11 protein-coding genes are annotated in these 13,362 nt (G+C 76.0%); 5 read left to right on the forward strand and 6 right to left on the reverse strand.

The window, feature by feature from the left end; genetic code table 11:
* Window positions 1–258 precede the first annotated feature (258 nt).
* Complete coding sequence (locus tag ACGFS9_RS18915; RefSeq protein WP_393254524.1) at window positions 259–2,031, reverse strand: acetyl/propionyl/methylcrotonyl-CoA carboxylase subunit alpha; 1,773 nt, start codon at window positions 2,029–2,031, stop codon at window positions 259–261.
* Window positions 2,032–2,400: 369 nt separating this feature from the next.
* On the opposite strand from ACGFS9_RS18915, the gene ACGFS9_RS18920 reads away from it, so the two are divergent.
* On the forward strand, window positions 2,401–2,994 hold the full coding sequence (locus tag ACGFS9_RS18920) for a hypothetical protein (protein WP_393254525.1): 594 nt from the start codon (window positions 2,401–2,403) through the stop codon (window positions 2,992–2,994).
* A gap of 37 nt (window positions 2,995–3,031) precedes the next feature.
* Here ACGFS9_RS18920 and ACGFS9_RS18925 read toward each other — a convergent pair whose 3' ends face one another.
* From ACGFS9_RS18925 to ACGFS9_RS18940, 4 genes are all read right to left on the reverse strand, one after another.
* Complete coding sequence (locus ACGFS9_RS18925; protein WP_393254526.1) at window positions 3,032–3,652, reverse strand: Maf family protein; 621 nt, start codon at window positions 3,650–3,652, stop codon at window positions 3,032–3,034.
* 64 nt (window positions 3,653–3,716) lie between these two features.
* On the reverse strand, window positions 3,717–3,845 hold the full coding sequence (gene mmpB / locus ACGFS9_RS18930; protein WP_393254528.1) for a morphogenic membrane protein MmpB: 129 nt from the start codon (window positions 3,843–3,845) through the stop codon (window positions 3,717–3,719).
* A gap of 324 nt (window positions 3,846–4,169) precedes the next feature.
* The gene (locus tag ACGFS9_RS18935; protein ID WP_393254530.1) at window positions 4,170–4,379 is read right to left on the reverse strand and encodes an acyl-CoA carboxylase epsilon subunit; all 210 of its coding nucleotides are present in this window, start codon (window positions 4,377–4,379) and stop codon (window positions 4,170–4,172) included.
* Window positions 4,380–4,411: 32 nt separating this feature from the next.
* Window positions 4,412–6,004 carry an acyl-CoA carboxylase subunit beta gene (locus tag ACGFS9_RS18940; RefSeq protein WP_393254532.1) on the reverse strand — a complete coding sequence of 531 codons (1,593 nt, stop codon included), beginning with the start codon at window positions 6,002–6,004 and terminating at the stop codon, window positions 4,412–4,414.
* A 134-nt stretch (window positions 6,005–6,138) separates the two neighbouring features.
* Between ACGFS9_RS18940 and ACGFS9_RS18945 the strand changes: the two genes are divergently transcribed.
* Together ACGFS9_RS18945 and ACGFS9_RS18950 are read left to right on the forward strand one after the other, a co-directional pair.
* Complete coding sequence (locus tag ACGFS9_RS18945) at window positions 6,139–7,005, forward strand: biotin--[acetyl-CoA-carboxylase] ligase (RefSeq protein WP_393254534.1); 867 nt, start codon at window positions 6,139–6,141, stop codon at window positions 7,003–7,005.
* Between the two features lie 221 nt (window positions 7,006–7,226).
* Window positions 7,227–8,609, forward strand: coding sequence for an adenylate/guanylate cyclase domain-containing protein (locus ACGFS9_RS18950; protein WP_393254535.1), 1,383 nt, complete (start codon window positions 7,227–7,229; stop codon window positions 8,607–8,609).
* Window positions 8,610–9,118: 509 nt separating this feature from the next.
* On the opposite strand, the gene ACGFS9_RS18955 is transcribed toward ACGFS9_RS18950, so the two are convergent.
* Window positions 9,119–9,667 carry a hypothetical protein gene (locus ACGFS9_RS18955; protein ID WP_393254537.1) on the reverse strand — a complete coding sequence of 183 codons (549 nt, stop codon included), beginning with the start codon at window positions 9,665–9,667 and terminating at the stop codon, window positions 9,119–9,121.
* A 1,604-nt stretch (window positions 9,668–11,271) separates the two neighbouring features.
* Here ACGFS9_RS18955 and ACGFS9_RS18960 point away from each other — a divergent pair.
* Together ACGFS9_RS18960 and ACGFS9_RS18965 are read left to right on the forward strand one after the other, a co-directional pair.
* Window positions 11,272–12,111: an enoyl-CoA hydratase/isomerase family protein gene (locus tag ACGFS9_RS18960; RefSeq protein ID WP_393254539.1), complete on the forward strand. Its 840-nt coding sequence runs from the start codon at window positions 11,272–11,274 to the stop codon at window positions 12,109–12,111.
* A gap of 62 nt (window positions 12,112–12,173) precedes the next feature.
* Window positions 12,174–13,328 (forward strand): diguanylate cyclase domain-containing protein, encoded by a 1,155-nt coding sequence (locus ACGFS9_RS18965; protein WP_393254541.1) that lies wholly within the window; start codon window positions 12,174–12,176, stop codon window positions 13,326–13,328.
* Window positions 13,329–13,362: the final 34 nt, after the last annotated feature.

Here is a 13,362-nt window from a genome sequence, read left to right on the forward strand (position 1 = left end):
TCCGGGTCCTTGGCCCGCCCGGCATCGGGCCTCGGGGTCTTCCGGCCCCGGGCTCGGAGGCATGCCCGGCATCGGGCCTCCGGGTTCGCCGCGGCCGGGCCGCATATGCCCGCCGGGAGAGCAGGGGAAAGCCCCGGCACCCGCCCCGACGGCGTACGCCCCCGGAACACGACGCACCACGCACCACGCACGACGCCCGGCGGCCGTGGAAGCGGTGCGCCGGGCGTCGGGAGCGGGCCGGATCGTCCGGCCGGTGGTTCAGTCCTTGATGTCGCAGATCGCGGCACCGGAGGTGATGGACGAGCCGACCTCCGCGAGCAGGCCCTTGACGGTGCCGGAGCGGTGGGCGTTGAGCGGCTGCTCCATCTTCATGGCCTCCAGGACGACGACCAGGTCGCCCTCCTTGACCTCCTGGCCCTCCTCGACGGCCACCTTGACGATGGTGCCCTGCATCGGGGAGGCGAGGGTGTCACCGGAGGCGGCCGGGCCGGACTTCTTCGCGGCCCGGCGCTTGGGCTTGGCGCCCGCGGCGAGTCCGGTGCGGGCCAGGGACATGCCGAGGGAGGAGGGCAGGGAGACCTCCAGGCGCTTGCCGCCGACCTCCACGACGACCGTCTCGCGGCCGGGCTCCTCGTCGGTCTCGCTGTCGGCCGGTGCGGCGAACGGCTTGATCTCGTTGACGAACTCGGTCTCGATCCACCGGGTGTGGACCGTGAACGGCTCGCCGGAGCCGGTGAGTTCGGGGGCGAAGGCCGGGTCGGTGACGACCGCGCGGTGGAACGGGATGGCCGTGGCCATGCCCTCGACCTCGAACTCGGCGAGCGCGCGGGCGGCCCGCTGGAGGGCCTGCTCGCGGGTGGCGCCGGTGACGATCAGCTTGGCCAGCAGGGAGTCCCAGGCCGGGCCGATGACCGAGCCGGACTCGACTCCCGCGTCCAGCCGGACTCCCGGACCGGACGGCGGCGCGAACGTCGTGACCGTGCCGGGCGCGGGCAGGAAGTTGCGGCCCGGGTCCTCGCCGTTGATACGGAACTCAAAAGAGTGACCGCGCAGTTCGGGGTCGCCGTAACCGAGCGCCTCGCCGTCGGCGATCCGGAACATCTCGCGGACGAGGTCGATGCCGGCGACCTCCTCGGTGACCGGGTGCTCCACCTGGAGGCGGGTGTTGACCTCCAGGAAGGAGATCGTGCCGTCCTGGCCGACGAGGAACTCGACGGTGCCCGCACCGACGTAGCCGGCCTCCGTCAGGATCGCCTTGGAGGCGGAGTACAGCTCCTCCATCTGGGCGTCCGACAGGAAGGGGGCCGGGGCCTCCTCGACCAGCTTCTGGTGGCGGCGCTGGAGCGAGCAGTCACGCGTCGACACGACGACCACGTTGCCGTGGGTGTCGGCCAGGCACTGCGTCTCCACGTGCCGGGGCTTGTCGAGGTAGCGCTCCACGAAGCACTCGCCGCGCCCGAAGGCCGCCACGGCCTCGCGGACGGCCGAGTCGTAGAGCTCGGGGACCTCTTCGAGGGTGCGGGCGACCTTCAGGCCGCGCCCGCCACCGCCGAAGGCGGCCTTGATGGCGATCGGCAGACCGTGCTGCTCGGCGAAGGCGACGACCTCCTCGGAACCCGCGACCGGGTCCGGGGTGCCGGCCACCAGCGGGGCGCCGGCCCGCTGCGCGATGTGCCGGGCCGCGACCTTGTCGCCGAGGTCGCGGATGGCCTGCGGCGGCGGGCCGATCCAGATCAGGTCCGCGTCGAGAACGGCCTGCGCGAACTCCGCGTTCTCGGAGAGGAATCCGTACCCGGGGTGGACGGCGTCGGCACCGGAGTCCTTGGCGGCCTGCAGCACCTTGGCGATGTCCAGGTAGCTGGTGGCCGGAGTGTCACCGCCCAGCGCGAACGCCTCGTCCGCCGCACGGACATGCAGAGCGTCCCGGTCCGGTTCCGCGTAAACGGCAACGCTCGCGATCCCTGCGTCCCGGCACGCCCGGGCCACGCGGACAGCGATTTCGCCACGGTTGGCGATGAGCACCTTGCGCACGATGGCTCCCTCCTTGAAACAAGCCGAGTTTAGGGACAGCCAACACGACGTTTCGACCCGTCCCCAGTGGTGAGCTTGCCCACACGGAGCGTGATACGAGGCTCGCCCTACCCGCGAAATCCCTTGTCGCGCCGGAACGCGCGGGAGTCCTTGGGTGCAGACTAGCTCGCTCGTGTGGCCAAGGTCTCTGTGACTCCGTGCTGCGGCCCACAGTGATTCTTTGTGGAGTCCCTACGAATGGCCCAACGATTCTTTGCCTCCGGCAGAACCCTTGTCCCGGGGTTTACCCGTTAGTAGCGTTCGGGATGTCTCGAACGTACTTGGGGTAACAGCACGCGGAAGTGGGTGGGACCGGTGGTGCGCAGACCGGTGGCATGGGTGACGGCGCTCGTGCTCTTCGCGGAGGCGGTCGGCGTCGCGCTCCTCAACTGGTTCCTCGGCGTGGTGGTGGACCGCCAGGACATGTCGCTCGCCGGGCTCGACCCCGACGCGATGGCGCTCTCGTCGAAGATCGGCGGGCTGGTCTTCGGGCTCTACTTCGCCGCGTGCGCCGTGACCGCGCTGCTGGCCGGTGTGCGCGACCGCGCGCCCGGTCTGCCCGGGCGTGTCCTGCTGATCAGCGCCGCGGTGGTGCACGCCCTGCTCGGCGCCTTCACGGTGGGCCTGGTCGGCTGGGGCGCGTTCGCGTTCATGATGGTCGTGTTCGGCCTGGTCGTGTTCACCCTCCTGGCGTACGACCGGCGGGAGCCAGGACCCGCCGGCGCGGTGGCGCCGGGCGGCGGCGACGGCGCCGGGACCGTCGGCGCCCAGGGCGCGGGACCCGGGGACGGCGGCGGCCGGGAGGCCGATCACGCAGCCGCGCCCCCCGCCGGCACCGTCGACCTCGGCAAGGGAGCCGACCCGGGCGGGCGCCCCGAGGGCGGGGCGCCCGCGGGTCCGCCGGCCGCGCCCTCCGCCCCCTGACCGCCCCGCTCCCGCGCGGGCCTGCCCGGGGCGGGCCCTACTTGTCCCGCGGCACCCACAACTGCGTGATGGCGACGTCCAGTTCCGCGAGGAGCCTGCGCACCAGCGGCAACGAGATGCCGATGACGTTGCCGTGGTCGCCGTCGATGCCCTCGATGAAGGGGGCCGACCGGCCGTCGAGGGTGAACGCGCCCGCCACGTAGAGGGGTTCGTCGGAGGCGACGTAGGCCGCGATCTCCTCGTCGCTCGGCTCGCCGAAGCGGACGACGGTCGACGCCGTCGCCGACACCCACCGCTTGTTCGCGGTGTCCCACACGCAGTGCCCCGTCTGGAGCGTGCCCGCCCGCCCGCGCATCGCCTTCCAGCGGGCGGTCGCCTCCTCGGCGTCCGCGGGCTTGCCGAGCGCCTCGCCGTCCAGGTCGAGGACCGAGTCGCAGCCGATCACCAGAGCGCCCTGGACCTCCGGACGGGCCGCCACGACGGAGGCCTTCGCCTCGGCCAGCGCGAGGGCGAGTTCGGCGGGTGTGGGCGCGGTGACGGCCTCCTCGTCGACCCCGCTCACGATCACCTCGGGGGCGAGGCCGGCCTGCCGCAGCAGGTTGAGCCGGGCGGGGGACTGCGAGGCGAGGACGAGGCGGCGGCGCGGCTGATCGGTCATGGCGCTCAGGGTATCGGCGCGCACCGCCCCGCGTGCCGGCCGCCGTGCCTGCGGTCCGGGCCGCTCAGCGCACTCCCGCCACGATCATGGCGACCACCATGGCCAGGGCCATGAGAACGCCCAGCCGCCGCAGCATCGCCTGCATGGCGCGCAGCTCCTCGGGGGGCTCGTTCTCCGGGTCGGACCACAGCATGCCCTCGATCGTGCGGCGGCCCCGCCTCCCGGCGCCTGAGTACGCGTACTCAACTTCCGGCCACCCCGGTGCGGGACCTCCCGGCGCCGGCCCCCCCCGCCGGAGGGCGCGCGGCGCCGGCGACGGGCCGGTGACCGCCCGCGGCCCCGCCCCTGCGGGCCGGCCCGGTGACGCCGGAGGAGCCCGCACCCCCGGATGCCGAGCCGCGGCCACGGCGCACCCGCCCACCCGGACGGCGCCGGGTGGGCGGGTGCGGAGGCGAGGCCGCCGCGGACGTCCTCCGGGCGGCGCAGAGGGCAGCGGAGCCGGCGGGGCCGGCCGGGCCTAACCGGGCCAGTACGTGCGCCCCCAGGCCGTCGGGCCCGGCTGCGGCAGCGGGTGCGCGGCGACCCGGGCCGGGTCGGACCAGGCGTCCCGCGGCCGGGGCACGCCCGACGGCTCCGCGGCGGCCACCGCGGCGCGCGCCCGGACCACCGCCAGAGCGGCGGCCAGCTCCTCGGGGGTCGGGTTGCCCCGTACCACCTTGATCGTCATGTCTGCTCCCAGAGGTCCGGGCCTGCGGCGGTCTAGAGCGGGATGTTGCCGTGCTTCTTCGGAGGCAGCGACTCCCGCTTGGTGCGCAGCTGGCGCAGGCCGCGGACGACGTGCGCCCGGGTCTGCGAGGGCATGACCACGCCGTCGATGTAGCCGCGCTCGGCCGCCGTGTACGGGTTCAGCAGGGTGTCCTCGTACTCCTGGATCAGCCGGGCCCGGGTGCCCTCCTGGTCCTCGGCCGAGGCGATGGTGCGCCGGTGCAGGATGTTCACCGCGCCCTGCGCGCCCATGACGGCGATCTGCGCCGTCGGCCACGCGAGGTTGAGGTCGGCGCCCAGGTGCTTGGAGCCCATGACGTCGTACGCGCCGCCGAAGGCCTTGCGGGTGATGACCGTGATCAGCGGGACCGTCGCCTCCGCGTACGCGTAGATCAGCTTCGCGCCGCGCCGGATGATGCCCGTGTGCTCCTGGTCGACACCCGGCAGGAAGCCGGGCACGTCCACGAAGGTCAGCACGGGGACGTTGAAGGCGTCGCAGGTGCGCACGAACCGCGCCGCCTTCTCGCTCGCGTCGATGTCCAGGCAGCCGGCGAACTGCATCGGCTGGTTGGCGACGATGCCCACCGGGCGGCCCTCGACGCGGCCGAAGCCGGTCAGGATGTTCGGCGCGAACAGCGGCTGGGTCTCGAAGAACTCGGCGTCGTCCAGGACGTGTTCGATCACCGTGTGCATGTCGTACGGCTGGTTCGCGCTGTCCGGCACGATCGTGTCGAGCTCGCGGTCCTCGTCGGTGAGGGCGAGGTCCGCCTCCTCCGGGAACGCCGGGGGCTCGCTGAGGTTGTTGGACGGCAGGTACGACAGCAGCTGCTTGACGTACTCGATCGCGTCCTTCTCGTCGCCGGCCATGTGATGGGCCACGCCCGAGGTGGCGTTGTGCGTGCGGGCACCGCCCAGTTCCTCGAAGCCGACGTCCTCGCCCGTCACCGTCTTGATGACGTCGGGACCGGTGATGAACATGTGCGAGGTCTGGTCGACCATGACCGTGAAGTCGGTGATCGCGGGGGAGTACACCGCCCCGCCCGCGCACGGGCCGACGACCAGGCTGATCTGCGGGATGACACCCGAGGCGTGCGTGTTGCGGCGGAAGATCTCGCCGTACATGCCGAGCGCGCTGACGCCTTCCTGGATGCGCGCGCCGCCCGAGTCGTTGATGCCGATGACCGGGCAGCCGGTCTTCAGCGCGAAGTCCATCACCTTCATGATCTTCTGCCCGTAGACCTCGCCGAGCGCACCGCCGAACACGGTGAAGTCCTGCGAGAACACGGCGACCGGGCGGCCGTCGACCGTGCCGTAGCCGGTGACGACACCGTCACCGTAGGGGCGGTTCTGCTCCAGGCCGAAGTCCGTGGAGCGGTGCCGGGCGAATTCGTCGAACTCCACGAAGGAGTCCTCGTCCATCAGCAGCTCGATCCGCTCACGGGCCGTCAGCTTGCCCTTGGCGTGCTGCTTCTCGACGGCGCGCTCCGAGCCGGCGTGCGTCGCCTCCTGGATGCGGCGCTGCAGGTCCGCGAGCTTGCCCGCGGTGGTGTGGATGTCGGGGTGGTGCAGCTCTTCCGGCTCGGACATCGGGATGCGGCTCCCTGCCTGCTCTAAGGGGACGTGAGGGCGGTGCTCAGAAGGGGGACTTGCTACTCATCCGTAGCGTAGTGCTGTGCCTACCGTTCGGCAGTGCGGCGTTTGCCACACCTAGGCTGGGTTGCATGACGCCGCCGGATGCTTCAGACGCGCACGACAACCGCTGGTCCGACCTGGACCGACCGCCGCTCAACGGCGCAGCCCTGCGGCGGGCCCTGGTCCGCGCCGGCGGACTGTGGACGGAGCTGGAGGTCGCCCAGCGCACCGGGTCCACCAACACCGACCTGGCCGCCCGCGTCGCCAAGGGGGAGGCCGGCGAGGGCGCGGTGCTCGTCGCCGAGGAGCAGAACGCCGGACGCGGCCGGCTGGACCGCCGCTGGACGGCGCCCGCCCGCTCCGGCCTCTTCTTCTCCGTGGCGCTCCGGCCCACCGGCGTCCCCGTCGAACGCTGGGGCTGGCTGCCGCTGCTCACCGGGGTCGCCGTCGCCACCGCGCTCGCCCGCACCGCCGGCGTCGACACCGCCCTGAAGTGGCCGAACGACCTGCTGGTCACCGTGGACGGCGAGGAGCGCAAGGCCGGCGGCATCCTCGCCGAGCGCGCGGGCCCGGACGCGGTCGTGGTCGGCATCGGCGTCAACGTCTCCCTGCGCGCGGAGGAGTTGCCGGTGCCGGGAGCCGGGTCGCTGGCCCTGGCAGGCGCGGCCACCACCGACCGCGCCACCGTGCTGCGGGCGGTGCTGCGCTCGCTGGAGGACTGGTACGGGCGCTGGCGGGACGCGTCCGGCGACCCCGCCGCCTCCGGCCTCCAGGAGGCGTACGCGGCGGGCTGCGCGACCCTCGGCCGGGCGGTCCGCGCCGAACTGCCCGGCGGTCGCTCGATCGTCGGCGAGGCCGTGGCCGTCGACGGCCACGGGCGGATCGTGATCGCCACGCGGGACGGGGTGCAGGAGCCGGTGGGCGCGGGCGACGTGGTGCATCTGCGCACGGTGTGAGAGGAGCGGTGACGGCCGCCCGTGGCGCCGCTGCCACGGGCCGTCACCGCTCCCGCACGCGCGGTGCGCGCGTCCCGCGCCGGGCCCCGGCACACCCCCGCACCGCCCCGCGGGCCGGGCTCTCCGCCCAGGTCGCGGCATCGGGAGTGAGCCAGCGCACACCTGCCGTAGAGTTGAGCGCGGTCGATACCTGACCTCGGCAGATCGGAAGGGCAGCAGGCGTGACCGTCGACGACACCGGCTCCGGCACGGGTGCTCACCCTGCCTCCGACGGCGAGCCGGGCCGTCCCGCGGGACCGGTCACGGACGCCACCTCCGCACAGCCCGCCGCGAGCGGCGGGACCGGCCGGGAGGCCCCACCGGACGCCTCCGCGGACGCGGACCCCGGGCCGCGCGCCGAGGACGCCCCCGCCGTCGGGGCCGGTGCTCCCGAGGCCGCCGCGGACGGCCGGGGCCCGGACGCCGGACCGGACACCCGGCCCGAGGTGCGGTCCGACGCACGGCACGAGGCGAACGGCCGGGTCGACGCGGCGGACGACCCGGACTCCGAGGAGGACCCCCTCGCCCTGCGGCTCGAAGGGCTCATCCTGGGCGCCGAGCGCCGCTACACCCCCTTCCAGGCGGCCCGCAGCGCCGGCGTGTCCATGGAGCTGGCGTCCCGCTTCTGGCGGGCGATGGGCTTCGCCGACATCGGCCAGGCCAAGGCGCTCACCGAGGCGGACGTCCTCGCCCTGCGCCGGCTCGCCGGTCTCGTCGAGGCGGGGCTGCTGAGCGAGGCCATGGCCGTCCAGGTGGCCCGGTCCACCGGCCAGACCACCGCCCGTCTGGCCGAATGGCAGATCGATTCCTTCCTGGAGGGCCTCACCGAGCCCCCGGAGCCGGGGATGACCCGCACCGAGGTGACGTACCCCCTGATCGAACTGCTCCTGCCCGAGCTGCAGGAGTTCCTCGTCTACGTCTGGCGCCGCCAGCTCGCCGCCGCCACCGGCCGGGTCGTGCAGGCCGCCGACGACGAGGAGATGGTCGACCGGCGCCTCGCCGTGGGCTTCGCCGACCTGGTCGGCTTCACCCGGCTGACCCGGCGCATGGAGGAGGAGGAGCTCGGCGAACTCGTCGAGGCGTTCGAGACCACCGCGGCGGACCTGGTGGCCGCCCACGGCGGCCGGCTCATCAAGACGCTCGGCGACGAGGTGCTCTACTCCGCCGACGACGCCGGCGTCGCCGCCGAGATCGCGCTGCGGCTCATCGAGACGATGGCGAACGACGAGACGATGCCCGAGCTGCGGGTCGGCATCGCCTTCGGCACGGTCACCACCCGGATGGGCGACGTGTTCGGCACGACCGTGAACCTGGCGAGCCGTCTCACGTCGATAGCCCCGCGGGACGCGGTCCTCGTCGACGGCGCCTTCGCCGAGGAACTGACCCGCACCGGTGACGCCCCCGCCTCCGAGGCGGAGGCGGCCGAGGCCGCGGCGACCGCCGAGAAGGAGGGCGAGGAGCCGCCCGCCTACCGCTTCGCCCTCCAGCCCATGTGGCAGCGGCCCGTCCGCGGACTGGGCGTCGTCGAACCCTGGCTGCTCGGCCGCCGGGAACCCGGGGCGTAGCCCCGCCCGCGACCCGCTCGCCGCCACGCCGGCGGCACCCGCCGCCTCCGGGCGTCCCGCCTCCGGGCCCGCGGTACCGGTCGTCTGCGGGCGTCGGGCTTCCGGACCTGTGGTACCGGTCGTTTGCGGGCGTCGGGCCTTCGGGCCTGTGGTACCGGTCGTCTCCGGGCGTCCGGCCTCCGGGCCCGCACTACCTGCCGCCCTCGGCCCTCGTGCCTCCGGGCCCCCCGCGTTCGCGTCCGCGGCGCCCTGATCGCGTGCGCCCGGGCCCTCCGTCTCCACACCTCCGCCCGCCGGGCCCTCCACCGCCGGGCTGCCGGCCGGCCGGTCGCGCCTCGCCGGGCTTCCCGGTTCCCGGTCATCCGGTACCGGGCTCCCGGCTGCCCGGTACCGCGGGGCCGGGCCGGTGGCCTCCCGGTCGCCCCTCTCCGGGCTCCCGGCCGCCCGGTCCCGGGTCACGGGGCCCACGGCCCACCCGCCCGCGCCCCGGTTCCTGGCCGGCCGCCCGGTCATCCCCGCTGCCCCGGTGGCAGCAGCCCGTCGACGCAGATCCCCACGACCGGCACGCACACCTCCGGCCGGTGCGTCGGGGCCGGAGGACGCGTACTCCCGGCCGGCGTCGGGGGCGCCGTCGGCGCCCGGCCGGGCGCCGTGGCGGTGGACGCCGGGGCGGGGACCTGCGCGGGGCGGGTCGGCTCCGGCTCCGCGGGGACGCCGGGCACCCCGAAACCGGGTGCCGCACGGCGCGCGTCCGGCGCCGCGCCGCCGGACGCCGCGGGGGACGGGCCCGGGCTCAGGCTCGCGCCCGGGGAGGGCGCCGGACTCACGCCGCCCATGGCGGCCGTCGCCGTGGCGGCGGCGCCGGGGCGGGCGGGCGGCGGAACGGCCTCCACGGTGGTGACGGCGTCGTCCTCCGGGTCCGTGGCCGCGGCCGATCCGCGCGGCTCGGCGTCCGCGGTCCCGCCGCCCCCGCCGATCCCGGGTGCCGACTCCGGTGCCATGCGGACGAGGCTCAGCACCCCCGCGGCCAGGGCGAGTCCCCCCGCGGCGAAGAGCACCCGCCGGCGCCGCGGACGGCGGTGCCGCCCGCGCCCGGAGGCCGGCGCGAAGAACTCCCGGTCCGCCCCGGCCGCGGTGCCGGTCCCCGCGGGACCCGCGCCGGTCCGGGGCGCGGGGTCCTCGGTCCCGGTGCCGGCCGGCACGGCGCCCGGAGCGGTCCGCGGACGCGGGCGGGGTCCGCGGGCGGCACCCGGAGCGGCCTCCGTGCCCCCGCGTCTTTGGGGCTCCGCGCGCTCGTGCCCGGCGGTCGCGCCGGTGCGCGGTCCCGTGCCCGCGCCGCTCGCGGTCGACGCCGATTCCGTCTCCGTACCGGTCCCGGGGCCGCTCCGCGCGGAAGCCCCGGTCCCGCCGCCGATCGCCCGTCCGGTCGCGGGGCCGAGCGGCCCGGCCGGGTCGCTCCCGAGCGGGACCTGCCCGCCGCCCGTGTGGGGGACCGACCCGGCGGGGCCGGGGCGTGTCGCGGTCCGCGGGGCCGGGTGCCCCCCGGCCGGCGGCGGAGTTCCCGCCCGACCACCGGGCTCCGTCCGGGGCTGCCCGGGCCGACCGGGTACCGGTGGAGCCGAAACGTTCCTGGAGGCGCCGGGAACCTGGCCGACCCGCCTCGCCGGGGGCGCCGGGGGCACCGGCCCGGCGGGACCCGCGAGGCGCTGTGCCGGTGAGGGGGCCGGCGCCGGAGGCGTCCCGGCACCGGGCGGCGCCGCGACGCGGGGTGCCGGCACGGTGCCGGGCCGGGCCGGTGCCGCGGCCCGCGGGGGTGTTCCGCCCGGCGCGCCCGGCGCCGGGTGACCGTCCCCCGGCGGCCGGGGGCCCGCCGCTGCCGCCGGCTGGGCCGGAACGGCCGGAACCGGGTCAGGCCGGCCGGCGACCGGCCGGAACCGTCCACGGGCGACGACGCGGGTGCCGGCCGCGCCGGGTGCGGGGACCTCGGGGCCCCGGGCTCCGGCCGCGGCCGGCCGCGCGGGTGCGCGTACCGCCGCCGTCCGCGCCGGGTCCACGGCTCCCGCGGCGAACGAGGTGGGCGCGTCCGTCGCCACCCCGAGGGACGGGGAACGCACCCAGCGCCCGCCCGCCCGCGCGGAGGCCGTCCTGGCGCTCCCCTGCGTCCCCCGGAGGGGTGGAGCCGGGCTCGGAGGAGCCGCGGGGCCCTCCGCTCCCGCGCGCTGCGGGAGCGGGCCGGGAGGGACCGGGCCGACGGGGCTTTCCGGGCCGGGGGGCGGCGCGTCGGCCGGGCGTGCCGTGCCGGGGTGCGGCCGGCGCGGGGAGGGGGCCGGGACGGCGGGGTCCGCGGGAGCGGGTGCGCCGGGTGCGGGTCCGGAGCGGCCGGGCCCGGACGGTGTCCGGGGCGCGGTCCCGGGTGCCGGGCGCCCGGCACCGGCGTGCGGCCTCTCGCGGTCTGTCATGGCCGTCCCTCCCCGGTGTGCCGGTGTCGTGGATGCGCTGTGGCGGTGCGCAGGTTACGCACGGGCCGGGGCGCCCGGTACGGGAGTCGGGTGCCATGTCACCCGAACGAGGGGGCCGGCGGCCACGAGGTGGGTTTCGCCGGGCGGCCTCGGCTGCGATGATCGGGGCGTCGTTGTTAACCCGCGTTAACCGGGAGGGTGTCATGGCGGAGCAAGGGGCGGAGCGACCCGTGGAGCAGGGCGGGGACCCGGGGGAGCGGCGGTTCGGCGAGTTCGTCGCGGTGCGGCGGCACGGGCACGTCGCCGAGCTCGTCCTCGACCGGCCCAAGGCCATGAACGCCGTGTCCACGCAGATGGCCCGGTCCATCGCGGGCGCCTGTGACGCGCTGGCCGCCGACCGGGACGTCCGAGTCGTGGTGCTCACCTCCACCCACGAGCGGGCGTTCTGCGTGGGCGCCGACCTGAAGGAGCGGAACTCCTTCACCGACGCCGAGCTGGTGCGGCAGCGGCCCGTCGCGCGCGCCGCCTACACGGGCGTCCTGGAGCTGCCCGTGCCCACCGTGGCCGCCGTCCACGGCTTCGCCCTCGGCGGCGGGTTCGAGCTGGCGCTGTCCTGCGACATCGTCGTGGCCGACGCCACGGCGGTCGTGGGGCTGCCCGAGGTCTCCGTCGGGGTGATCCCGGGCGGTGGCGGCACCCAGCTGCTGCCCCGCCGGGTGGGGGCGGCCCGCGCGGCGGAGCTGATCTTCTCCGCCCGCCGCCTGGAAGCCTCCGAGGCGCGGGAGTTGGGGCTGGTCGACGAGCTCGTGGAGACGGGCCAGGACCGTACGCGGGCGCTCGCGATGGCGGCCCGCATCGCCGCGAACTCGCCCGTCGGGCTGCGGGCCGCCAAGCGCGCCCTGCGCCTCGGGCACGGCCTGGACCTGCGGGCCGGTCTGGAGGTGGAGGACGCGGCCTGGCGCTCCGTGGCGTTCTCCGGCGACCGGGCGGAGGGGGTCGCCGCGTTCAACGAGAAGCGGACCCCGGACTGGCCCGGGGAGTGACCCGGCCCCCTGTTCGCCGCACCAATGTCCCAAAGATAGGTAAATATCCCTAACCTGGGGAGATGGGAGAGGACAGGCGGCTGAGGGCCGTGGTGGCGCTGGCACAGGGGATGGCCGCGGCGCACACGCCGCGGGAGTCGTGGCGGGCCGCCGCGCTCGGCGCGTGTCACGCGCTGGCCGGGAGTTTCGCCGCGCTGTCCGTGTGGGAGCGCGAACTCGGCCGGCTCCGCGTCCTGGCCAACGTGGGGGACCGCGCGCCGGACGAGGCGGAGTTCCCCGAGGGGGAGGCCTACCCCGTGCACCAGTTCCCCGAGATCACCGAGTTCCTGCACGAGCGGTGGGCCGGCGGAGGCGAGCCCAACGCCTGGGTGGAGACGGCCGACGGCCCGGCGGCCGGCCCCGCCGGGTACTGCCATCAGCGGGTCGCCGCTCTGCGCAGGCGCGGGCGGGGCTGCTGCGTCGTCGCGCCGATCGTGCTGCACGGGCGGGCCTGGGGCGAGCTGTACGTGGCCCGGCGCACCGGTGCCCCCGTCTTCGCCCGGTCCGACGCGGACTTCGCGACCGTGCTCGCCTCCGTCGTCGCCGCCGGGATCGCCCAGACCGAGCGCCTGGAGGAGGCCCGGCGGCTGGCGTACACCGACGCCCTGACCGGGCTCGCCAACCGCCGTGCCGTGGACGTGCGGCTCGACGAGGCCGTCGAGCTGCACCGGACCCAGGGGGCCGTGGTCAGTCTCGTCGTCTGCGATCTCAACGGGCTCAAGCGGGTCAACGACACCCGCGGCCACGCCGTCGGGGACCGGCTCCTGGAGCGGTTCGGCTCCGTGCTCTCGCTGTGCGGCGCGATGCTGCCCGGCACCCTCGCCGCGCGGCTCGGCGGGGACGAGTTCTGCCTCCTCGCGGTCGGCCCCGGCGCCGACGAGGTGGTCCGGATCGCCGACGAACTCTGCCGTCGCGCGGCCGAGTTGGAGCTGGGCGAGGGAGTGGCCTGCGGGGTCGCCTCGACCGAGGACCCGATCGGGCCCGTGCGGTCGGCGCGCCGGCTGTTCCGGCTGGCGGACGCCGCGCAGTACCGGGCGAAGGCGGTCCGGGCGGCGAAGCCGGTGGTCGCCGGGCGCGAGGGCCCCGACGATCCCGTGGTCCGCCTCGCGGACACCCCCGCACCCCCGGCGGGCGAGCGCCGCAGGTTCCGGGGACGGCACGACCGGCCGCGTTCCTGAGCACCCGGAGGGGGTCCGCTGTGACGTACGCCGG

This window comes from Streptomyces sp. NPDC048566, from assembly GCF_043199735.1.
In the GTDB taxonomy this organism is placed as follows: Bacteria; Actinomycetota; Actinomycetes; order Streptomycetales; family Streptomycetaceae; genus Streptomyces.

What these genes read in the sequence shown, in the direction of transcription:
- ACGFS9_RS18925 (WP_393254526.1), bottom strand. Translation starts at nt 3,652, where the DNA reads ATGACCGATCAGCCGCGCCGCCGCCTCGTCCTCGCCTCGCAGTCCCCC.
- ACGFS9_RS18965 (WP_393254541.1), top strand. Translation starts at nt 12,174, where the DNA reads ATGGGAGAGGACAGGCGGCTGAGGGCCGTGGTGGCGCTGGCACAGGGG.
- ACGFS9_RS18935 (WP_393254530.1), bottom strand. Translation starts at nt 4,379, where the DNA reads ATGACGATCAAGGTGGTACGGGGCAACCCGACCCCCGAGGAGCTGGCC.
- ACGFS9_RS18960 (WP_393254539.1), top strand. Translation starts at nt 11,272, where the DNA reads ATGGCGGAGCAAGGGGCGGAGCGACCCGTGGAGCAGGGCGGGGACCCG.
- mmpB (WP_393254528.1), bottom strand. Translation starts at nt 3,845, where the DNA reads ATGCTGTGGTCCGACCCGGAGAACGAGCCCCCCGAGGAGCTGCGCGCC.
- ACGFS9_RS18945 (WP_393254534.1), top strand. Translation starts at nt 6,139, where the DNA reads ATGACGCCGCCGGATGCTTCAGACGCGCACGACAACCGCTGGTCCGAC.
- ACGFS9_RS18940 (WP_393254532.1), bottom strand. Translation starts at nt 6,004, where the DNA reads ATGTCCGAGCCGGAAGAGCTGCACCACCCCGACATCCACACCACCGCG.